The organism is Cryptosporangium sp. NPDC051539 (assembly GCF_044454545.1).
Classification (GTDB): Bacteria; Actinomycetota; Actinomycetes; order Mycobacteriales; family Cryptosporangiaceae; genus Cryptosporangium.
In genome coordinates this window covers 424,060-444,571 of record NZ_JBITDV010000008.1, presented here as the reverse complement: position 1 = coordinate 444,571, position 20,512 = coordinate 424,060, and the positions used below count along the sequence as shown (strand labels likewise).

The 20,512-nt window shown below is 70.1% G+C and carries 18 protein-coding genes; 14 read left to right on the top strand and 4 right to left on the bottom strand.

Annotated features, from left to right (window positions below):
- Window positions 1-3: 3 nt before the first annotated feature.
- The gene (locus ACIBZJ_RS26290; protein WP_395933980.1) at window positions 4-5,082 is read right to left on the bottom strand and encodes a caspase family protein; all 5,079 of its coding nucleotides are present in this window, start codon (window positions 5,080-5,082) and stop codon (window positions 4-6) included.
- 74 nt (window positions 5,083-5,156) lie between these two features.
- On the opposite strand from ACIBZJ_RS26290, the gene rsmD reads away from it, so the two are divergent.
- The 9 genes from rsmD (at window position 5,157) to ACIBZJ_RS26245 (ending at window position 10,914) form a co-directional block, all read left to right on the top strand.
- Entirely contained in the window at window positions 5,157-5,714 is a 558-nt protein-coding gene (gene rsmD, locus ACIBZJ_RS26285; RefSeq protein ID WP_395933978.1) for a 16S rRNA (guanine(966)-N(2))-methyltransferase RsmD, read from the top strand.
- Complete coding sequence (gene coaD / locus ACIBZJ_RS26280) at window positions 5,711-6,193, top strand: pantetheine-phosphate adenylyltransferase (protein ID WP_395933976.1); 483 nt, start codon at window positions 5,711-5,713, stop codon at window positions 6,191-6,193. Before rsmD ends, coaD begins: the two co-directional genes overlap by 4 nt.
- A gap of 96 nt (window positions 6,194-6,289) precedes the next feature.
- The gene (locus ACIBZJ_RS26275; RefSeq protein WP_395933974.1) at window positions 6,290-6,784 is read left to right on the top strand and encodes a hypothetical protein; all 495 of its coding nucleotides are present in this window, start codon (window positions 6,290-6,292) and stop codon (window positions 6,782-6,784) included.
- 236 nt (window positions 6,785-7,020) lie between these two features.
- Window positions 7,021-7,608 carry a YceD family protein gene (locus ACIBZJ_RS26270; protein ID WP_395933972.1) on the top strand — a complete coding sequence of 196 codons (588 nt, stop codon included), beginning with the start codon at window positions 7,021-7,023 and terminating at the stop codon, window positions 7,606-7,608.
- Between the two features lie 30 nt (window positions 7,609-7,638).
- Window positions 7,639-7,812, top strand: a complete 174-nt coding sequence (rpmF, locus tag ACIBZJ_RS26265; protein WP_035857142.1) for a 50S ribosomal protein L32 — start codon at window positions 7,639-7,641, stop codon at window positions 7,810-7,812.
- Window positions 7,813-7,879: 67 nt separating this feature from the next.
- Window positions 7,880-8,869 (top strand): phosphate acyltransferase PlsX, encoded by a 990-nt coding sequence (locus ACIBZJ_RS26260; protein ID WP_395933969.1) that lies wholly within the window; start codon window positions 7,880-7,882, stop codon window positions 8,867-8,869.
- Window positions 8,866-9,660, top strand: a complete 795-nt coding sequence (gene rnc / locus ACIBZJ_RS26255) for a ribonuclease III (RefSeq protein ID WP_395933967.1) — start codon at window positions 8,866-8,868, stop codon at window positions 9,658-9,660. The genes ACIBZJ_RS26260 and rnc overlap by 4 nt, the downstream gene beginning before the upstream one ends.
- Entirely contained in the window at window positions 9,653-10,513 is an 861-nt protein-coding gene (mutM, locus tag ACIBZJ_RS26250) for a bifunctional DNA-formamidopyrimidine glycosylase/DNA-(apurinic or apyrimidinic site) lyase (protein WP_395933965.1), read from the top strand. Before rnc ends, mutM begins: the two co-directional genes overlap by 8 nt.
- Window positions 10,514-10,539: 26 nt before the next feature.
- Window positions 10,540-10,914, top strand: a complete 375-nt coding sequence (locus ACIBZJ_RS26245; protein ID WP_395933963.1) for a response regulator transcription factor — start codon at window positions 10,540-10,542, stop codon at window positions 10,912-10,914.
- Between the two features lie 48 nt (window positions 10,915-10,962).
- Here the strand turns inward: ACIBZJ_RS26245 and ACIBZJ_RS26240 are convergent, their stop codons facing one another.
- Entirely contained in the window at window positions 10,963-11,826 is an 864-nt protein-coding gene (locus tag ACIBZJ_RS26240) for a CAP domain-containing protein (RefSeq protein WP_395933961.1), read from the bottom strand.
- 91 nt (window positions 11,827-11,917) lie between these two features.
- On the opposite strand from ACIBZJ_RS26240, the gene ACIBZJ_RS26235 reads away from it, so the two are divergent.
- From ACIBZJ_RS26235 to smc, 3 genes are all read left to right on the top strand, one after another.
- Window positions 11,918-12,265, top strand: a complete 348-nt coding sequence (locus ACIBZJ_RS26235; protein WP_395933959.1) for an acylphosphatase — start codon at window positions 11,918-11,920, stop codon at window positions 12,263-12,265.
- A gap of 273 nt (window positions 12,266-12,538) precedes the next feature.
- Window positions 12,539-12,742, top strand: a complete 204-nt coding sequence (locus ACIBZJ_RS26230; RefSeq protein ID WP_395933957.1) for a hypothetical protein — start codon at window positions 12,539-12,541, stop codon at window positions 12,740-12,742.
- Window positions 12,743-12,878: 136 nt separating this feature from the next.
- Complete coding sequence (smc, locus tag ACIBZJ_RS26225) at window positions 12,879-16,448, top strand: chromosome segregation protein SMC (protein ID WP_395933955.1); 3,570 nt, start codon at window positions 12,879-12,881, stop codon at window positions 16,446-16,448.
- Between the two features lie 4 nt (window positions 16,449-16,452).
- Here the strand turns inward: smc and ACIBZJ_RS26220 are convergent, their stop codons facing one another.
- Window positions 16,453-16,611, bottom strand: coding sequence for a hypothetical protein (locus ACIBZJ_RS26220; protein WP_395933953.1), 159 nt, complete (start codon window positions 16,609-16,611; stop codon window positions 16,453-16,455).
- Window positions 16,612-16,657: 46 nt separating this feature from the next.
- Window positions 16,658-18,361, bottom strand: coding sequence for an alkaline phosphatase D family protein (locus tag ACIBZJ_RS26215; protein WP_395933951.1), 1,704 nt, complete (start codon window positions 18,359-18,361; stop codon window positions 16,658-16,660).
- 125 nt (window positions 18,362-18,486) lie between these two features.
- Between ACIBZJ_RS26215 and ftsY the strand changes: the two genes are divergently transcribed.
- Entirely contained in the window at window positions 18,487-19,644 is a 1,158-nt protein-coding gene (gene ftsY / locus ACIBZJ_RS26210) for a signal recognition particle-docking protein FtsY (RefSeq protein WP_395933949.1), read from the top strand.
- A complete protein-coding gene (locus ACIBZJ_RS26205) occupies window positions 19,641-20,429 on the top strand; it encodes a phosphotransferase (RefSeq protein WP_395933947.1) in 789 nt (262 codons plus the stop codon). Before ftsY ends, ACIBZJ_RS26205 begins: the two co-directional genes overlap by 4 nt.
- The last annotated feature ends 83 nt before the right edge of the window (window positions 20,430-20,512 follow it).

Genomic DNA, 20,512 nt, shown 5'->3' with positions numbered 1-20,512 from the left:
GAGCTAGGCCCAGAAGCGGGTGCGGCGGCGAGCGATCCGCGTGTTCTCCTCCTGCGGCCAGAACTGTTCGAGGCTGACGCCGGCCGGGCCGGTCAACCCGAGTTCCTCGAGGTTGGGCACGTGGAATCCCAGCTCCGTCGCGCGGGCGTGGGCCGCAGGCAAGGTCATCGAGTTGCGCGCGGCTATCCGCACGAGTTCTACCAGGCCCAGGCTCAGACGGACGTCGTCGAGACCGTAGACGACGTCTTCGCCGTAGATCAGATCGGCATCCAACGGACTCACGTCGCGGTTCGCTCGAGCGAGGTCATCCCAGACGTCGTCCGCGACGAGCGGAACGACGAGACCGAGGTTCGCGGCCCGCACGGCGACCGTACGGGGTACGACGGCGAAGGCTTTGGCGGTGTCGAGAACCATCCGCAGGTCGATCGACACCACTGGCGGAGCGTCGTCCGAGTCTTCCCCGCCGCCTGCTCGCGTCGAGTGCTGCTGGTCGTAGAACGCGGCGAGTTCCTGGTCGATCAGTCGCTCGGCCGTGTCGGCGTGCCTGATCGACTCCCACCGGTCGGGATCGATCGGCGGTATCGGCACACCGAGGTAATCCGCTCGCTGTGTGAGGACGTCGAATTCGACACCACGATCCCTCAATAGCTCGACGGTTGCCGCCAGCGGCGACGGCTCGCCGACGTACGAATAGTGAGCCTCCGCGATCGCCAGGAGCGCCGAGTCGAGGAGACGTTGCGCCTCGTCTCGCGTATCGAGCGCCGCCCACTCCGAGGACTCGGCCTCGGTCAGCTCGACACCCAGCTGGCCTGCTCGGTGGACGATGGCGCTCGGGGGTACTGCCGAGGCGGCTGACAACGCGAGGACCGCACGGAGGACTTGCCGGCGCCGGGACGCGGCGCTCGGCGGTTCGTCCACTGGGCTTGACAGCCCCCTGACGGCGTCGATCACGTGCTCATCGAACGCGATCTGGTCGGGCGACCGGTCGTTGAGCGCACGCCTCTGATTCTGGAGGCCGGCCGGGAGCTGGAAGCCCAATTCATGGGCGCTTTCGATGATGTCGGTCAATCGCAGTTCGAACGCAGTGGCGCGATAGAGGAGGGAGGGAAGCGGCATGTCCGCCGGCTGAGGGCGTTCGCCGTCACCCAGGTTGATGGCGTCGATGACTCGAAGGTAGTGAGCGCGGAGCTCCTCGTCGGCGGAGCCGAGCAACCGCCAGACCTCTGGGGGAAGAGTAATCCCGAACGTGAGACCCAGCTTTTCGGCGGTTTTGAGGATCGTGCTGGTGTCCGAGCCGGTTTCACCGGCGAGCTCAAAAAGATCGGTCAAGGATAGGTGGTGGCTAATTCCGTACTCGTCGATCTGGTGATCGAAGATTTTCGCAGCGAGTGTGCTCGTGCGCCGTTCGACCGCATCGTCGAACGCCGCCCAGCCTTCCGGGGTGAGCTCCGGGCACTCGAGGCCTGACTCCTGGGCGCGATCCCGAACTGTGCTCGGCGGTACGAGGTAGTGGGCGGCGAGGCGGCGGATTTCGTGGAGAGTCACTTCCGAGAGGCCATGGATCGCGAGATCGAGCGGTGCGGAAATGGGGAGTAGGCCCGTCGGCTGCTGCTCGAGCCGCCACCCGGGATGGGAGAAGTAGGCGGCGAGCGCGACGATTTCCTCCTGCGTCGGACGATCGGTGAACACCTCGGCGATCATTGCGTCCAGGGTCTTCCACGCCGCTTCGGTCAGCGGCGGTACGCTCAATCCGAGCGACGTGGCGCGACGCGCGACGGTCCCGGTCTTCCGGTTCAGGTACATCGCGGCCGCGATGATCTTGAGTAGTGAGAGCTCGTCACCCGGCCCGGCCCATCCGAGATCCGCCTCCAGCGAGTGAAATTCGGTCTCCCGCCAGATCCGTTTCTTTATCTCGCGCTGATCGAAGAAATTGGTCAGCAGAACGACGTCCGACGGGAGGGCCGGCCCGAATTCGGTGTCCGCCGTGAACGCGTGAAGTCGCCAGGCGGCGAGACTGTCCGGTACGTCATCCGACCGATACGTGACTCCGAGGGTGTCCTTGGGCGACCACCTGCGGCCGCCCTCCCAGTTCTGCACGAGCAACCTGTCGATGGAGAAGCACCCGGCGGCCTTCGCGCTCACCAGAAGGTTCTCGACGCGCCATCCAGGCGGGTCGAGACGGGTCACGACAGCGGTGACGTAATCGGCGAGGCTCAGGTCCTCCTCGGCCAGGTCCGTGATCCAGTCGTGGTCAGGGAGGAACGGATCGCTCCGGACCAGCGACGGCACCGCCCGCACCAGGGCGGCACGGACCTCCGACTCCCGGTAGGCGCGGATCGTCCGGCGGTCGACCGACAACGTCGGGGCCAGTGCGCCGCGCAGGTTGACGACGGATCCGAAGCGCGACGTGCCGGCCCACAAGCCGTCGGCGAGAAGCCCACCCGCGACGGAGCACCACCAGATGTCCGGCGAACTGCTCTCGACCGCATGTGGGGTGCGTTCTCCACCTACTGACGCAGGGCTCGGTTGATCGGACAGCGGATCGGCCTGCCCCAGTGGCGCGGCCGGAGAGAGCTTTCCGGCTGCCCAGTGGTGCACCTCCGCTCCGTCGGTGGCCGAGGTCTCGAACTCGGCCACCCAGAGCAGGCGTCTGAGCAGGTCCACGCAGGAGCGGGCCGCGCGGCCGGCGTAGAGGTGCAGGGTGACGCTGGTCCCGGCCTCGGTGCCGGGTCCGAGTGGCTCGATGCGGAAGAGGCTTCCCGGGCCGGCGATCGTCACTCGGAGGCGTTCGCCCGGGCGGCCGTCCCGGCTCAGGCGGCAGGTCTCCACCGTGATCGCGTCCGCCAGCATGAAGTAGCTGAGCACGCCGATCCCGAACCGGCTGTTCGGGAAGAACTCGACCGGATTCTCCAGCCGGTTCCAGGCGTCCTGCTCCTCGAGGAACTCGGGAAGATCCGCGAAGCAGGTGCCGGCCTGGGCGAACGCGGCCGTGAGCTCCCGGATCCCCATGCCGATCCCGTTGTCTTGGCAGGTCAGGTATTCACGACCGCCGGCATCGATGCCCTGGGTGAACTCGATTCGGCCGGTCCAGTCGCCGATCTCCTGCTTGGTTCGCTCCAGGTAGGTCAACCTCGCCCGGCGGTACCGGCAGGCGTCGAGCGCGTTCTGGTACAGCTCGCGGATCGCCAGCGCCGGGTCGCCGTAAAGCTGCTGGCCCATCAGCAACTCCTGGACGCGGCTCTCGTCCAGATGAAAGCGCAGACCGGCCGAGTGATAGGCCGCCGGAGCACCATCCGCGCGGGGACCCACGCGGTCCGCCGTGACGTGCGGGGGGAGGTCCAGCAGCGGGCTGAGCGCCGAATCGCGACCGGCCTGGGCCTGGCACTCCTGCAGCAGGCCGTCCACGCGATCGACGTGCTCCCGCAGCGCGACCTCCGCGGCCGGGTGCGTACAACGCGCGGAGAGCACCCGATTCACCCCGCGCTGCTCCCAGACGGCACCACCGATCGTGGTCTGCACCTCCGGCAGCGAAACGCTGTCGGCGATCCCGATGTGGTTGACCAGCACCTCCGACAGCTGCGCCGGATCGATCGCCATGCCGAGCGCGATCGCGCCGAGATACCCGACGAGCCGCTCCCGGATCGGCTGGTCGTCGGCGGTGTTGGGGAGGATCGTCACCTCGCTCGCCAGCGCGGTGCGCCGGTCCGTCCGGGCGAGATAGCCCGGGTCGGACACCATCGCTCGCAGCACCTCGCGGAGGCGCCGCCCGGTGAACGTCTCCGCGGCGGTCGCGGAGTGGATCCGGGGGAGGAGCTCCTCGACGCGCGACTCGTCGAACGTCGGCACCCGCTCGGCCAGCCAGCGGCGCATGATCCACCAGCCGATCGCCGCCGCTGCGGGCTCGTCCGAATCGGCGATCTCGCGCGCGCGCCGGACCAGCCGCGGATGCCCGCGCCGGAAGCGTTCGAAGTCGGCCCGGTCGGCAGAGGGGTTCGTCGTGTCCTCGAAGTCGGTCGGCCCGAGGGCCGCGCCGAACGAAAGGGCCTGCGCCCAGAACGCCTGGTGGAAGAAGGGCAGCACGCTCAGCAGAGCCGCCTCGGCCGGGGAGAGTGTCAGTTTCTCCAGGACGCTCTTGAGCAGGAATCCCACCCGGTCCCGGGTGCGTCGGCCCAGCTGGGAATCCCACCACGGGTTGCCGGCGAGTTCCCGCTCGGCCAGGCCACCCAGGTGACGGGCGATGTCGGCGGTCGCCGCCCGCAGCGCGTCGACGGCGGGGCCGTCACCGGCCCGCTGCCAGGCGAGGTGCTCCTCGACGAGCGCGGCCCAGTTCCCGTGTCGGCCGGTGTCGGCGCCCCCGCTGATCGGCGGAAAGACGACGATGTCGTCGAGCGGCGCGTTGACCTCGACCCGGACGTGCTGCCGGGCCGCGCCGTGGCGGTCGGTGAGCTGGTCGAGCTCGGTGCCGACCAGGTCGACCAGCTCCTTCAGCGAGTGCGGCCGCGCCGAGTTCAGCACGTTCCGTAGCGCCCGGGAGAAGAAGCTGAACGGCACGCCGTTCTCGTCGGTGTCCCAGCGCGCGTACTCGCCGGCCTTGCAGCCGAACACGTAGGCGATCCGCCGGTCGCCGACGAGTTCTCGCCGGCCCTGCGACCAGCGCTGTAGTGCCTTGGACTGATCGAAGCCCTCGCGGCAGGCGTCCACCAGGACGATCACCGTGCCGGCCTTCGAGTCGTCGATGTCCTCGCGCCAGTCGATCGGGACGCAGGTCCGGGTGAACGTCCGCACGTTCGGCCGCGCGTCCGACGGCACGAAGTAGTCGACGCCGTCGATGTGCACCCCGTGGCCGCTCACGTAGATCAGGAGCGTGTCGCCGTGGGCCGCCTCGGCCAGGAAGCGCTCGACCTCGTTGATGGCGCCGGTCACTCCGATGGTCCCGAGCGCCTCGGTCGGCACCACCCGGTACTCGTTCTGCTCGAACGTCGTCGTGAGATCGGTGAGGTCGGTCAGCACGCACGGCAGCGACGGGATGGCCGGATCGGTGTACTCGCTCGCGCCCAGGAGTAAAGCCTTGAATCCCCCCACGCCGGATGCCGCCTTCCCGCGAATCGGTGGTCCCACATGGTAGGGGCGTCCTCACTGCGTGGTGGGATGGAACCGTGACTCGGATCGTGGCGGGAACGGCCGGTGGCCGCCGCATCGACGTGCCGCCCGGGAAGGGCACCCGCCCGACGTCCGATCGGGCTCGGGAAGCGTTGTTCAGCGCCGTCACCGCCGCCATCGGCCTCGAGGGCGCCAACGTGCTCGATCTCTACGCCGGGTCGGGGGCCGTCGGCTTCGAGGCCCTCTCCCGGGGGGCCGCGCACGCGCTGCTGGTCGACTCCGACCCGAAAGCGATCCGCACGCTCCGGGCGAACGCGGCGGCCCTGAAACTTGCGGGCGCGGAAATCAGGCCGATCCCCGTCGAGCGCCTGGCGGGTGAGCCCGCTCCGAATACGTACGACCTGATATTCGCCGATCCGCCCTATGTGCTGGGATCCGACGCTCTCGCGGGCGTCCTGACCGACCTCGATTCCTCTGGTTGGCTCGGTTCAGATGCCCTCGTCGTCGTGGAGCGCCGCACCCGCGACGAACCCTGGGTGTGGCCGAAACCACTGGTAGGAGTACGTGAGCGCCGGTACGGCGAGGGCACGCTTTGGTACGGTCGCCGTTCGTGAGACGAGCGGTGTGTCCTGGCTCTTTCGACCCTGTGACGAACGGTCATCTCGACATCATTGGTCGAGCTAGCCGCCTCTACGACGAGGTGGTGGCCGCGGTATTGATCAATCCGCGCAAAGCCGGCCTGTTCTCGGTGGACGAGCGGATCGACCTGCTGTCGGAGGTGACCGCGTCGTACGGCAACGTGCGCGTGGACACGTTCAGCGGGCTGTTGGTCGACTACTGCAAGGCCAACGACATTCCGGTCGTCGTGAAGGGCCTGCGTGCGGTCAGCGACTTCGACTACGAACTCCAGCAGGCGCAGATGAACCACGGGCTGGCGGGGGTCGAGACGCTGTTCATGGCGACGAACCCGCTGTTCTCGTTCCTGTCGTCGAGCCTGATCAAGGAGGTCGCCAAGTACGGCGGTGACGTCTCCGCCCACGTGCCGGAGGCAGTACGACGTCGGCTGGTGGAACGGTTGTCGACTCAGACGTAAGTCCTGCAAACGACTCCCAGGTCGCCCTACCGGGACCACAGGCGGCAGGATGTTGCTGCGGGTAACCGCAACCGCCACACAGACCGGAGCAGTGCTGTGGACCCTCTCGACCGGATCGATGAGATCAGCGCGTTCGTCGAGGCCGCGCGTTCGATGCCGATGTCGTCGAACGCGATCGTGAATCGCAACGAGCTGCTCGCCATGCTCGACGAGCTGCGCGCCGACCTCCCGACCGAGATCCGCCGGGCGCAGGCGCTGCTGGACGAGCGCGACAAGGTGATCGGGGCCGGCCAGCGCGAGGCCGACCGGATCATCGGCGAGGGCGAGGTCGAGCACCGGCGGCTGGTGTCGGTGGCGGAGGTCACGGTGTCGGCCGAGCACGAGGCCGCGCGGATCGTCGGCGAGGCCCGGTCGGAGGCGCAGCGGCTGCGTGACGAGGTCGAGGAGTACGTCGACACGACGCTGGCGAACTTCGAACAGATGCTCAACCGCACGCTGGCCACGGTCGAGCGCGGCCGCGACAAGATGCGGGCCCTGTCGGAGATCGGCGGCTTCGACGCCAGCTCCGAAGAGCGCCCCCTGCCATTCTGAACTGCGTTCTGGTAGTGACATGGAGCCCGCCCAGGACGGCGCTGCCTCTCGGGCGCGGCCGCGTCGAGTACTGGTAGTACTCAAGTGGTCGCGCCCGCGAGGCAGCGCCGTCCTGGGCGGGCCGCCCACAAAAGCAGTACGCTTGTTCGTTGGGTCTCAGCAGAGGCCCGATTCGATTTCGGCCGTTGCGCTCAGGTAGAGTTCGCCAACGGCCTTACCAGTGCCGAGAGATCATCATGCCCGAGAACAGGAAGACGCAGGAGCGCCTCGACCCCCGGAAACCCCTCGTGTTCGATACTCGCGAGGTCGGTCGCCGGCCAGGGTCGATGAAGCGCCTACGCCGCCCCGTCCCCGTGCCGGAAGGCCTCGCGCTGGATCTGGTCCGGGTCCCGGCAGGGACCACGCTCGAACTCGACGTGATGCTCGAGTCGGTGCTGGAAGGCGTACTCGTCTCCACCACCGTCACGGTGCCGCTCGAGGGCGAGTGCGGCCGCTGCCTCGATCCGTTCCAGGACTCCGTCGAAGTGGACATCCAGGAGCTGTACGCCTACCCGGACAGCGAAACGGACGACACGACCGACGAAGACGAGGTCAGCCGGTTGCAGGGAGATTTCCTCGACCTGGAGCCGGCGCTGCGGGACGCGGTGGTGCTCGCACTGCCGACCAACCCGCTGTGCCGCGACGACTGTCCCGGGTTGTGCCCCGACTGCGGGGTGCACTGGGACGATCTGCCGCCCGAGCACTCGCACGACGTGGCCGACCCGCGCTGGGCCGCGCTGCAGAACCTGCGGGAGCCGGACGTCAAAGGCACCCAGCCGAACTGAACGAACGACCGAGAAAGCAGGAGCACAGCCGTGGCCGTACCGAAGCGGAAGATGTCGCGCAGCAACACCCGCTCGCGCCGGGCCCAGTGGAAGACCACCGTGGTGAACACGCAGCCGTGTGACCGTTGCCGGTCGCCGAAGCTGCCGCACGCGGCGTGCTCGAACTGCGGCTACTACAACGGCCGCCAGGTCGTCGCGGTCTGAGCAGAGCAGTGACCAGCGCTGCCGCGGCGTCTTCGGACGTCGCGGCAGTAGGCGTTGAAGGCTGCTGATGATGGTGCGCCCGGTTCGCATCGCCGTGGATCTGCTCGGCGGCGACCGAGCACCCGACGCCGTGGTCGACGGCGCTCTGGCCGCTCTCGCGGCCGACCCCGACCTCCACCTGGCCCTGGCCGGTCCGTCACGCCTGCGTCCGCGGTGGGACGCGGTCGCCGATCGGGTGACCCTGCTCCCCACGGACGAGGGTGTCGGCATGTCCGACTCACCCGTCCGTGCGGTCCGCACCCGCCGTACGTCGGTCCGGCTCGCCGTCGAAGCGGTCCGGTCCGGGGCCGCGGACGCGGTGGTGAGCGTCGGTCCTACCGGCGCGGCCGTGGCCGCGGCGGTCACCGAACTCGGGAAGCTTCCCGGCTACCGCCGGCCCGCGCTGGCCGCCGTGCTGCCCGCGGTGGCCCATCCGGTCGTTCTGGTGGACGTCGGGGCGCACGCCGGCGCGTCCGACAGCGACCTCGTCCGTCATGGACGGTTGGGATCGGCGTTCGCCCGGGTGACACTCGGCCTCGGCGCTCCCCGGGTGGGCCTGCTCTCGGTGGGCACCGAGCCCGGGAAGGGCGACCCACTGCGCAAGAAGGCCGATCGCGCGCTCAGCGGTACCGACCTGCACTACATCGGCCTCGTGGAGGGGTACGACGTTCCGCTCGGTGGCCGGGCCGACGTGGTCGTCACCGATGGCTTCACCGGCAACGTGGTGCTCAAGACGCTGGAGGGTTCGCTGGTGCTCGCGGGAACGTCAGTCGCGAGGTCCCGGTACCCCCGGGCGGCCACGCTCCTCGGCGTCGCGGGCACCGTCGTGCTGGGCCACGGCGCCGCCGGACCGACCGATGTCGCAGACTGTGTCGCGCTGGCCGCGACCGCTGTCCGCGCCCACGACCACGCTCACCTGCGCGCGGCACTCGAGAAGCCGGCTCCCCGCGACGACTCGAGCGAGAACGCACCCATGGCGGCCGCTCTGGCGGCTCCCGGAGAGAAGGCACGGCAATGAGGGAGCGACCCCCTGCAGCGCTGCTGGAGGAAGCGATCGGCGTCACGCTGGGCGCCGAGTTGCTCGAGCGGGCGCTCACGCACCGGTCGTTCGCCTACGAGAACGGCGGGCTGCCGACCAACGAGCGCCTCGAGTTCCTCGGCGACGCGGTGCTCGGCCTCGTCATCACGTCGTCGTTGTATCTGAGCTACCCCGACCTGCCCGAGGGCCAGCTGGCCAAGCTCCGGGCGTCGGTGGTCAACATGCGTGCGCTGGCCGGCGTCGCGGCCAACCTCGGGCCGGGTGGCCTCGGTTCGCACCTGCTGCTCGGCAAGGGCGAGGAAGCGACCGGCGGCCGGAACAAGGCGAGCATCCTCGCCGATACGCTCGAGGCCCTGCTCGGCTCGGTCTACCTCGAGCACGGCCTGGAGATCGCGTCCAAGGTCATCCACCGCCTGTTCGACGACCTGATGCTGGACGTCGCCCAGCGCGGAGCCGGTCTCGACTGGAAGACCAGCCTGCAGGAGCTCACCGCGAGCAACGCGCTCGGCGTCCCGGAGTACCGGGTCACCGAGGCCGGCCCCGACCACGCCAAGACGTTCACCGCGACCGCGGTCGTCGGCGGCGAGGAACTCGGCACCGGCGAGGGCCGCAGCAAGAAGGAAGCCGAGCAGAAGGCCGCCGAGCTGGCCTGGCGCACGCTGCGCAACCGCATCGACGCGGGGGTGCCCGGTGCGGCGCCCGCGGCGAGCGCGGTCTTCCCGCAGATCGCCGATCCCGACGCCGAGGACACCAAACACACCGATGCCTGAACTTCCCGAAGTCGAGGTCGTCCGCCGCGGCCTCGACCGCTGGGTGCTCGGCCGCCCGATCGAGTCGGTCGAGGTCTACAACCCGCGGGCGATCCGTCGGCACACGGCCGGTCCGTTGCACTTCGCGGAAGTCCTCACCGGGCGGACGCTGCTCACCGCGCACCGCCGCGGAAAGTACCTCTGGCTGCCGACGGACGGCGGTGACGCGCTCGTCGGCCACCTCGGTATGAGCGGCCAGTTGCTCGTCCAGCCCGCGGACGCCCCGGACGAGACCCACCTGCGCGTCCGGCTCCGTTTCGCCGACCACGAACGCGAGCTTCGTTTCGTCGACCAGAGAACGTTCGGAGGACTGTCGGTCGAGCCGCTGCCCGACCCGGACGACGTGCCACCGAGCCTCGCGCACATCGCGCGCGATCCGCTCGACCCGGGTTTCGACCCGGCGGCGTTCGCGGCCGCGCTGCGGCGGAAGAAGACCGGCGTCAAGCGTGCGCTGCTGGACCAGACGCTGATCTCCGGCGTCGGGAACATCTATGCGGACGAGGCGCTCTGGCGGGCGAAGCTGCACTACGCGCGCCCGACCGAGACGTTGACCGGGCCGGCGATCACGACGCTGCTCGACGCCGTGCGCACGGTGATGACCGAGGCGCTGGACCAGGGCGGGACGTCGTTCGACGCGCTGTACGTCAACGTGAACGGCGAGAGCGGGTACTTCGACCGCTCGCTGGCCGCCTACGGTCAGGAGAACGAGCCCTGCCCCCGGTGCGGGACGCCGATCCGGCGCGACGCGTTCATGAACCGCTCGTCGTACTCCTGCCCGGTGTGCCAGCCGAAGCCGCGCCGCGCGCGTTGGTAAACGCAGTTTGTGTGTTTTTATCGGGTATGAGCACCATCCTGGTAGCGGACGACGACCGAGACATCCTCGACCTGGTGGCGTTCAAGCTGGGCTCGTCCGGGCACGAGATGATCACCGCTACCGACGGCGCCGCCGCGCTCACCGAGGCGCGCCGGGCGGTCCCCGACATCATCGTGCTGGACGTCGCCATGCCGGGTATGTCGGGCCTGGACGTGTGTCGTGAGCTGCGCGCCGACGCCGTGACCCAGGCGATCCCGGTCATCCTGCTCACCGCCCGGGGTCAGGAGTCCGACATCGAGGTCGGGTTCGACGTCGGTGCCGACGACTACATCGTCAAGCCGTTCAGCCCCCGAGAACTCCAGAGCCGAGTCACCGCACTACTCAGCCGACCCAAGGCCTGAGGCTGTCCCCGAGTTCTGAGCTGGAGCCCGCCCAGGGCGGGCCGCCCACTACGAGGCGCCGAACATTTGGGTCCAGTAGGCCGTTCCGGAGCCGTCCAGCGCGAGCCCGACCCCGATGGCCTTCGACTGGCAGTTGAGGATGTTGGCCTTGTGGCCCTCGCTGTTCATCCAGGCGTCCATCACGGCCTCAGCGGTCTTCTGCCCGAGCGCGATGTTCTCCCCGGTGGGCACCGAGTACCCGGCGGCTTTCGCGCGGTCCCAGGGCGACAGGTTCTCCGGCGTGTTGTGGGAGAAGTAGTCGCGGGCGATCATGTCCTCGCTGTGCTCCAGCGCCGCCGTGGTGAGCCGCGGATCGCTGTGCACCGGGTCGCACCCGGCCTCGGCGCGGGCGGTGTTCACCAGATCGACGACCGCGTCGGCCTCGGTGATCGCGCCCGGCTTGGCCAGCGCCTGGGGGGTCCCGTCGTCGCTCGGGTCGGTGTCCGCGTCGTCCGCGGACTCCTCGCCGCTGGGCGCGGCGGCCTCCGACGACGTGCTCGACGGTGCCGGTGCCGCAGGGCTGGCCCCTGGCGCCTTCACGGCCGGACGCTTGGCCCGGCTCGCGGTGTCGTTGCCGGACGATCCGGTGTCCGCGCTGGTCGCGGCGTCCACCGACTCGCGGGCCAGCGCATCGGACCGGATCGGTGCACCGCTCGCGGTCTCCAACGTGTCAGCTCCGGCGCGCCCGAGGTACACGGGAATCAGCGCCCCGATCGCGACGGCGGCGAGCACGACGAGGCCGATCACGCTCTTCGTGCTGAATCCGGCCCGCTCGCGGGTGCGTCCGCGCCCACCGGCGGCTCGCCACGGCGTCGGGCCAACTTTGTCGGCCTTCCGGTGGCGCGGTCGGTAACTGCTCCGTTGGTGCTCCATCGGCCGCGAGCCTAAGAACGGCACACGGCACCGCACCAGGCCCACGGAGCAACCACAAGCTCGGTTTAATGCGCGGTTAGAGTTGGCCCCCGTGACCACTCCCGCGAACCCGGGTCAGACGTCCGATCGTGGCGTACCGCGTCAACCCGAGAACGCATCGTCGACCGAACCGGTTCGACTGACCGCCTGGATTCGTGGACGAGTTCAGGGAGTGGGCTTCCGGTGGTGGACGCGCAGCCGCGCGCTGGAACTCGGCCTGGCCGGCTGGGCCCGGAACGCGTCCGACGGACGGGTCGAGGTCGTCGCCGAGGGCTCGCGGGCGGACTGCGACGCGCTGCTGGGGCTGCTGCGCGGTGGCGGGACCCCGGGCATGGTCGATCAGGTTATCGACCGATTTAGCACCGCGAAGGGAGGCCTGTCAGGATTCGCCGAGCGCTGAGCCTGACGTTTCCGGCACGAAACCTGGGGTATCTCTAAATGTGGCGGACTCCATCCCCACGCCCGGCGTGACCTATGGCGTGTGAGCCCGTAAGCTTCTTTGCGGACCATTTAAGTGGACTGCGTGATCACGGGTTAACCGCCGCCCGTCACGTACCGGCCCTGCGATGACCAGCCCGTTAGTCGGGGCCGGTCTCGCGCCGAGGGTCGGTGTTTCGCGCGTCCACGGGTCACCATAAACACGGCGTTCGAACGCCCATACGAGGAGACACCAATGGCTAAGGCCCTTTTCGGCCACATCGGCAATGTTGCCGACGGTCGACTTCGCGACGAGGTTGTGCGGCTGCGCGGGTCGGTACGGACGCTGGAGTTCGAGGTAGCTCGACTCCGCGCCGAGAACGACCGGCTCGCGGCCGAACTCTCCGACCGCGATTCGGAGCTGAGCCGGGTGGCTGAGCTGGAGCACCAGCCCGTCTGACCCGGCCACCTAGCTGGGAATTCACGGACGGCCGCCGCACCGGCCCGTCCCGACACGAACCCATCCGCGCGGGTAGTCGCTGGTGGGGAAGGTATGGTCACGGAAAACCTTCCCCCACCCGCGCCGCCGGAGAATCGTGCACCTCAAGAGCCTCACGCTGAGGGGCTTCAAGTCCTTCGCTTCGTCGACGACCCTGCGTTTCGAGCCGGGCATCACGTGCGTCGTCGGGCCGAACGGCTCGGGTAAGTCGAACGTCGTCGACGGCATCTCGTGGGTGCTCGGTGAGCAGGGTGCGAAGGCGCTGCGTGGCGGCAAGATGGAAGACGTCATCTTCGCCGGCACCGCGGGCCGCGCGCCGCTCGGCCGGGCCGAGGTCACGCTGACGATCGACAACCACGACGGTGCTCTGCCGATCGAGTACACCGAGGTCTCGATCACCCGGCGCCTGTTCCGGACCGGCGACTCCGAGTACGAGATCAACGGCGACGCGTGCCGCCTGCTCGACATCCAGGAGTTGCTCTCCGACTCCGGTATCGGCCGCGAGATGCACGTCATCGTCGGCCAGGGGCAGCTCGACAGCGTGCTGCAGTCGCGTCCGGAAGACCGCCGCGGGTTCATCGAGGAAGCCGCCGGCGTCCTGAAGCACCGCAAGCGCAAGGAAAAAGCGCTCCGGAAGCTCGACGCCATGCAGGCCAACCTCACCCGCCTCACGGACCTCACCGCTGAGCTGCGACGTCAGCTCAAACCGCTGGGCCGTCAGGCCGAGGTTGCCCGCCGCGCGGCCGGCGTGCAGTCGGCGCTCCGCGATTCCCGGCTCCGCCTGCTCGCCGACGACCTGGTGACGCTGCGCACGTCGCTCGAGCAGGACGTCGCCGACGAGGCCGCGGTCCGCGCCCGCCGCACCCAGGTCGACGCCGGTCTCGAGGCCGACCGGGCCCGCGAGGCCCAGCTCGACGCCGAGATGGCCGCCGCCGCACCGGTGCTGGCCCGCGCCCAAGACACCTGGTACCGGCTGTCGGCATTGCAGGAGCGTTTCCGCGGCCTGGCCCAGCTGGCCGACGAGCGGTTGCGCTACCTCTCGGCCGAGCCGGAGGAGAGCCGCCCGACCCGCGATCCCGACGCGCTGGAGCGCGAGGCCGCGGTCGTCCGCGAGCAGCACGAGGCGCTCACCGAGACCCTGGAGGCCGACCAGGACCGGTTGGCCGAGGCCAGCGAGGCCCGCACGGAGTACGAGCGCCGCGCCTACGACGCCGAGCGGGCTCACGTCGCCGCGATGAAGGCGGTCGCCGACCGGCGCGAGGGCCTCGCCCGTCTCACCGGCCAGGTCAACGCGCTGCGGACGCGCGCGACCGCCGCCGAAGACGAGATCTCCCGCCTGTCGGCCTCCCTCGGTGAGGCCCGCGGGCGCGCCGACGAGGCCCAGAGCGAGTTGGACGTCGCCCAGGAGGCCGCCGACGGGCTCGACGAGGGCGACACCGACCTGTTCGCCCGGCACGCCGCTGCCCGCGAGGAGCTGGAAGCGGCCGAGGCCAGGGTCCGCGAGCTCACCCAGTCCGAGCGCGTCGCCGAGCGCGAGGCGTCCGAATGGAAGGCCAGGCAGGAAGCGCTCGCGCTCGGTCTGGCGCGTAAGGACGGCGCCGGTGCGCTGCTCGCCGCAGGTGAGCACGTACCCGGGCTGCTCGGCAGCGTGGCCGGGCTGCTGAGCGTCGAAACCGGCTACGAGGCCGCGCTCGCCGCCGCGCTCGGCGCGCTCGCCGACGCGGTCGCGGTCGCCTCGGTCCACAGCGCCGCGGACGCGATCGAGTGGTTGCGCTCGGCCGACGCCGGACGGGCGACGCTGCTGGTCGCCTCCGGCCCGGACGACACCGACGGTCCCTGGCCGATGCTGCCGGACGGCTCCCGCTGGGCGGTCGACCTGGTCAAGGTCGCCGACGACCTGCGACCCACGCTCCGGCGGGTGCTCCACCAGGTCGCGTTCGTTCCTTCTCTGGACGTCGCCCGCGCGCTGATTTCCCGCGAACCGGCCGTCCGGGCGATCACGCCGGAGGGCGACGTCGTCGGTGCGGTCGAAGCGGCCGGAGGCGCCGCCAGGGCGCAGAGCGCGCTGGAGATCCAGGCCGCCGTCGACGACGCCCGGGACCACCGGGCCGAGGCCGAGCGCCGGGGCGAGCGGCTCCGCGCCCAGCTCGACGCCGCCCGGGCCGAGTCCGAGTCCCGCAAGGAGACCGTGCGGGTCGTGGCGGCCGCCCAGAAAGAGGCGGAGGGAGCCCGGCACCAGGCCGCGCGCCGGATCGCCGAGCTGGCGGCGGCGGCCCGGTCGGCCCGCGGCGAGGCCGACCGGCTGGCCCAGGGACGCCAGCGGGCCGAGGAGGCGCGAGACAAGGACCTGGAGGGTCTGGCCGCGCTGGAGGATCGGCTGGTGGCCGCCGAGGAGACTCCGCTGGACGACGAGCCGTCGACCGACGAGCGGGACGAGTTCAACGCGCTGGCGAGCCAGGCCAGGCAGAACGAGATGGAAGTGCGGCTCGCGGTCCGCACCGCCGAGGAACGGGTACGGTCGCTGGCCGGCCGGGCCGAGTCGCTGGAGCGGGCTGCGGCGTCGGAACGGGCCGCGCAGGCGCGAGCCGCGGCGGCCCGGGCTTCCCGGGCCCGGGGTGCGTCCGTAGCGCGGGCCGTGTCGGGTGGCGCACGAGTTGCCCTGACCCGCATCGAGACGTCGCTGGTTGCCGCGGCGGACGAGCGCGACGCGGTCGCCGAGGCCCGGGTGGCCCGGGAGGCCGAACTGACCGGCGTCCGGGCCCGGGTGCGCGAGCTGGCCGCCGAGATGGACCGGCTCACCGACGCGATGCACCGCGACGAAGTGGCCCGCGCCGAGCAGCGGATGCGGATCGAGCAGCTCGAATCGAAGGCCGCCGACGACTTCGCGATCGACGTCGAGACGCTGGCGAACGAGTACGGGCCGCAGATGCCGGTGCCGCCGACCCAGGCCGAGATCGCGGAGGCGGAGAAGAACGGGGAGCCGCCTCCGGCCGCGCTGCCGTACCACCGGCCGACGCAGGAGAAGAGGGCTGCGAAGGCCGAACGCGATCTGCAGTTGCTGGGCAAGGTCAACCCGCTCGCACTGGAGGAGTTCGCGGCTCTGGAGGAGCGGTTCAAGTTCCTGTCGACGCAGCTCGAGGACCTGAAAGACACCCGGCGCGACCTGCTGCTGGTCGTCAAGGAGGTCGACGACCGGATCCTCGAGGTGTTCAAGTCGGCGTTCGAAGACACCCAGCGCGAGTTCGAGATCGTGTTCCGGACGCTGTTCCCGGGCGGGGAGGGGCGGATCTTCCTCACCGATCCGGAGGACCTGCTCACGACCGGTATCGAGGTGGAGGCGCGGCCGCCGGGCAAGAAGGTCAAGCGGCTGTCGCTGCTCTCGGGCGGCGAGCGGTCGCTGACCGCGGTGGCGCTGCTGGTGGCGATCTTCCGGGCCCGGCCTTCGCCGTTCTACGTGATGGACGAGGTCGAGGCGGCGCTCGACGACACGAACCTGGGGCGGTTGATCACGCTACTGGAGCAACTCCAGGAGTCCAGCCAGCTCATCATCATCACGCACCAGAAGCGGACGATGGAGATCGCGGACGCGCTGTACGGGGTGTCGATGCGGGGCGACGGGATCACGCAGGTGATCAGCCAGCGCCTGAAGGATGCGGTTACCGCTTGACGCGTTAGTAGCAGCCGTTCTCGTAGCAGTAGTAGTCGTTCCCGGCCGACCCGGACTCCTCGTAGGTCTCGGTTCCGTAGCTCATGACTGCCTCCTCCGTCTGCGTCGGGGCTCTCGTGCCCGCCGGTAGGACAAGAATGACCCCGCCGGGCGGCGGGGTCATTCGGCCGCCCGACGGCGGAATTGTTCGGCTGCGAACGTGCTGGACGTCAGCTGAGCTGGGCCCTGGCGGGGAACGGCGCGAGCGGCTCGGCGGTGGTGCTGTCGCGCCAGGCCAGCGGTGTCTGGTTCACCGTGGCCAGGCGCGGCGCGCTGCCGGGCGTCCGCAGTGCGCGTTCGAGACTGAACCTCGCCACCCGGCCGTCGATCACCAGGGTGCCGAGCTCGTTGCCGTAGAACGGACCGGCGAGCCGGTCCCACCGCACCGCGGATTTCTTGACCTTGGCCCAGCGGGCCAGCGGCCGTGCGATCGCGGCCGCCGTCCGGCTCCAGCCGATCGTGAAGCCGATCTTGATCGCCTGGGGCACGGTCTGGTGCACCGGCGAGACGACGAGCTGGTACACCGGCACCGATCCCGGTGGGTCGAACGACGCCTTCGCCACGTACGCGTGGTGCACGTCGCCGGAGAGCACGCTGATGCTCGCCGGCTTCGGCCCGCGCTCACCCCGCGACACCTCGGCCAGCAACGTTCCGAGCCGTTCGAACGACTCCGCGAACGCGCCCCAGTGCTCCAGGTCGGCCGCGCGGCGCACGAGTTCACCGAGCTTGGCCATCCGCGGCCCGCGGGTGCCCGCGCAGATCGCTTCGTTCCAGTTCTCGACGTGGTGGATCGCCCACGGCAGCAGCCAGGGCAGCGAGGACGCGATCAGCAGGTGGTCGTAGTCGCCGTCGACCTGCTCGGCCAGCCACGCGAACTCGGCGTCGCTGATCATCGTCCGCTCGGTCTCGGTCAGCACCCGGCCGCAGCGGGTGTCGACGACGACGAGCCGGGTGCGCCCGTAGTCGATCGTGTAGCTCCAGCGCATGCCTGCGGCGTCCTGGTCTCCGTCGACCTCGGCGTCCGCGGTCGCGGCGAGCCTCTCCAGCAGCGGGGCGGCGTCGACACCGGCGTCACCGGCGGCCCGGACCGCGAGCCACATCGAGTCGGTCTCGAGGTCGGCGGGGGAGAGATTCCCTAAATGCTGGTAGACCCAGTAGCTGGTGAGCCCGCCGATGATGCGGTCGCGCCACCAGGACGTGGCCTCGATGTCACGCCGCCACTCGTACGAGGTGTTCCAGTCGTCCCGGACGTCGTGGTCGTCGAAGATCATCGCGCTGGGCACGTTCGCGAGCAGCCAGCGGATGTCGGGGTCGCTCCAGGATTCGGAGTAGAGCGCCGTGTACTCCTCGTAGTCGGAGACCTCGAGGAACGGCGGAACGTCGACCGGCCGGCGCGACTTGATGTACTCCTGCGTCTTCGGTGAGGTGTTGTCGGCGTACACCTGGTCGCCGAGCAGCAGGACGGCGTCCGGCCAGCGGTCGGGCTCCTGGGTGGCCATCCGCTGCGAGTACGTGTCGAGCGCGTCCGGCTCGTAGCCGAGCTGCTCCAGCGCGTCCGGGGTGGCGTGCCGGCAGGAGCCGAAGATCAGCCGCTGCGGCCGGTCGGGGGCCAGCGTCCGCAGTATCGACGGCGGGTAGTCGGCGCCCGGCAACGGCCACACGACCACCTCGTCGAGCTTCACCTCGTACTGCTTCTGAGTGCCCGGCTCCAGGCCGTCGACCACCACCAACGCGTAGTGGTGACCGTGCACCTGGAACGTGCGGGCCGTGCGGCCGAGCACGTCGACCTCACAGGCTGCGTCGGTTTCCACCCAGACGGTGACGCTGGTCTCGGTGACGTGCCGTAGCACCGGACCCAGTTCGAGCTCAGCCATTTGTCCATCATCCTGCATGCCCGCATCCGACGGATGACCGACGGGTGAGCGCCAGGCGCGCCGTACGCGGGTTTGCTGTGGAGCCACGACGACGAAGGAAGCACGGGTCTGACAGGATTCGTGTCATGGAGTACCTGATCCTCGGAGCAGTCCTGCTCGTCGTCCTGATCGGCGCGGGCATCGGGCTGCTGGTTCCGCGTCGCCGCGGACGCATCGACCTGCCGCCGGTGACCCCGGGCGAGGTGGCCGACGAGGTGTCAGGCGGCACCGGCACGCTGACCCCGCCCGCTCCGGCTCCGGTCGAGGAAGCCCCCGTCGTCGAGCCTTCGGCTCCGCCGGCCCTCGATGTCCCGGAGCCGACCGCCGGCCGGCTGGTCAGACTGCGATCCCGCCTCTCCCGGTCCCAGAACGCACTCGGCCGCGGCCTGCTGACCCTGCTCTCCCGCGATCATCTCGACGAGGACGACTGGGAAGAGGTCGAGGACGCCCTGCTCACGGCCGACGTCGGGGTGGCCGCGACGACCGAGATCGTCGAGCGGCTGCGCGAACGCACCCGGGTACTGGGCACCCGTACCCCCGACGACCTGCGCCGGCTCCTGACCGAAGAGCTGGTCACCGCGATCGACCCGTCGATGGACCGGACGCTGCACACGGCGCCGCACGACGAGCGTCCCGCGGTGCTGCTGATGGTCGGCGTCAACGGGGTCGGTAAGACCACGACCTGCGGAAAGGTCGCACGGGTACTGGTCGCCGACGGACGCACGGTGCTGCTCGGCGCGGCCGACACGTTCCGGGCCGCGGCGGCCGATCAGCTGCAGACCTGGGGCGAGCGGGTGGGTGCCGAGACCGTGCGCGGTCCCGAGGGCGCCGACCCCGCTTCGGTGGCGTTCGATGCGGTTCGGCAGGGAATTGCGGCGAAGGTGGATACCGTGCTCGTAGACACCGCTGGCCGGTTGCAGAACAAGGTGGGTCTCATGGATGAGCTCGGCAAAGTCAAGCGGGTGATCGAGAAGCAGGGTCCGGTTGACGAGACCCTGCTCGTGCTCGACGCCACCACCGGTCAGAACGGGCTGCTCCAGGCCCGGGTGTTCACGTCCGTCGTCGACGTGACCGGCGTCGTGCTGACCAAGCTCGACGGCACCGCGAAGGGCGGCATCGTCATCGCCGTCCAGCGCGAGCTGGGTATTCCGGTGAAGCTGATCGGGCTGGGCGAGGGGCCGGACGACCTGGCCCCGTTCGAGCCGGCCGCGTTCGTCGACGCGCTTCTCGGCGAGGCAGCGTGACCCAACAGGAGGTCCCGCTCGAGGGCGGCAGCGTCAGCACGGTCGTTCGGGTCGGAGACACGGTCCGCCGGACATCCGGGCCGTGGACCCCTGCGGTCCACGCGTTGCTGCGTCACCTCGAGGCCGTGGGGTTCACCGGTGCACCCCGCGCTTTCGGCATCGACGAGAAAGGCCGCGAGGTTCTCTCCTACCTCGACGGCGAGACCGGTGAGTACCCGCTCAAGCCGCACTGGACGACGGACGAGGCGCTGGTCACCGTCGCGACGATGCTGCGCCTCTTCCACGACGCCCAGGCCGGGTTCGTCCCGCCGCCCGGCACGCGCTGGCGCTCGTTCGGGCCGCCGCCGCCCGACACCGAGGTGATCTGCCACCACGACGCGGCGCCGCACAACGTCGTCTGGCGGCCGGACGGCACGCTGGCGATGATCGACTTCGATCTCTCGTCGCCGGGGGCGCGGATCTACGACGTCGCGTACTCGGCGTGGACGTGGGTGCCGTTGTTCTCCGACCGCGACTCGCGGACGCTCGGCTGGCGGCACCCCGACCGGCCCCGGCGGCTCCGGCTGTTCGCGGACGCGTACGGGCTGACGCCGCGAGACCGGGCGCGGCTGGTGCGCACGATAAGGACGCGGATCGTCGACCACATCGAGGGCATCCGCCGCATGGCCGAGGCCGGCGAACCGGCGTTCGTGCGGATCGTGCAGAAGGGCCACCTCAAGCGCCCGGTGCGAGACCTGAGGCTGATCGACCACGAACGCCACCTGCTAGAGCACGCTCTTCGCTGAGTGGGCGGCCCGCCCAGGACGATGCTGACAGCTGCGCCACACGACTTGAGTACGAAGGTGTACGCGGCGTCGAGTGGCGCGGA

Coding starts and splice junctions, on each gene's coding strand:
- ACIBZJ_RS26270 (WP_395933972.1), top strand. CDS start 7,021: ATGCCCGAGAACAGGAAGACGCAGGAGCGCCTCGACCCCCGGAAACCC.
- ACIBZJ_RS26260 (WP_395933969.1), top strand. CDS start 7,880: ATGATGGTGCGCCCGGTTCGCATCGCCGTGGATCTGCTCGGCGGCGAC.
- rnc (WP_395933967.1), top strand. CDS start 8,866: ATGAGGGAGCGACCCCCTGCAGCGCTGCTGGAGGAAGCGATCGGCGTC.
- mutM (WP_395933965.1), top strand. CDS start 9,653: ATGCCTGAACTTCCCGAAGTCGAGGTCGTCCGCCGCGGCCTCGACCGC.
- ACIBZJ_RS26245 (WP_395933963.1), top strand. CDS start 10,540: ATGAGCACCATCCTGGTAGCGGACGACGACCGAGACATCCTCGACCTG.
- ACIBZJ_RS26240 (WP_395933961.1), bottom strand. CDS start 11,826: ATGGAGCACCAACGGAGCAGTTACCGACCGCGCCACCGGAAGGCCGAC.
- ACIBZJ_RS26230 (WP_395933957.1), top strand. CDS start 12,539: ATGGCTAAGGCCCTTTTCGGCCACATCGGCAATGTTGCCGACGGTCGA.
- ACIBZJ_RS26220 (WP_395933953.1), bottom strand. CDS start 16,611: ATGACCCCGCCGCCCGGCGGGGTCATTCTTGTCCTACCGGCGGGCACG.
- ACIBZJ_RS26215 (WP_395933951.1), bottom strand. CDS start 18,361: ATGGCTGAGCTCGAACTGGGTCCGGTGCTACGGCACGTCACCGAGACC.
- ftsY (WP_395933949.1), top strand. CDS start 18,487: ATGGAGTACCTGATCCTCGGAGCAGTCCTGCTCGTCGTCCTGATCGGC.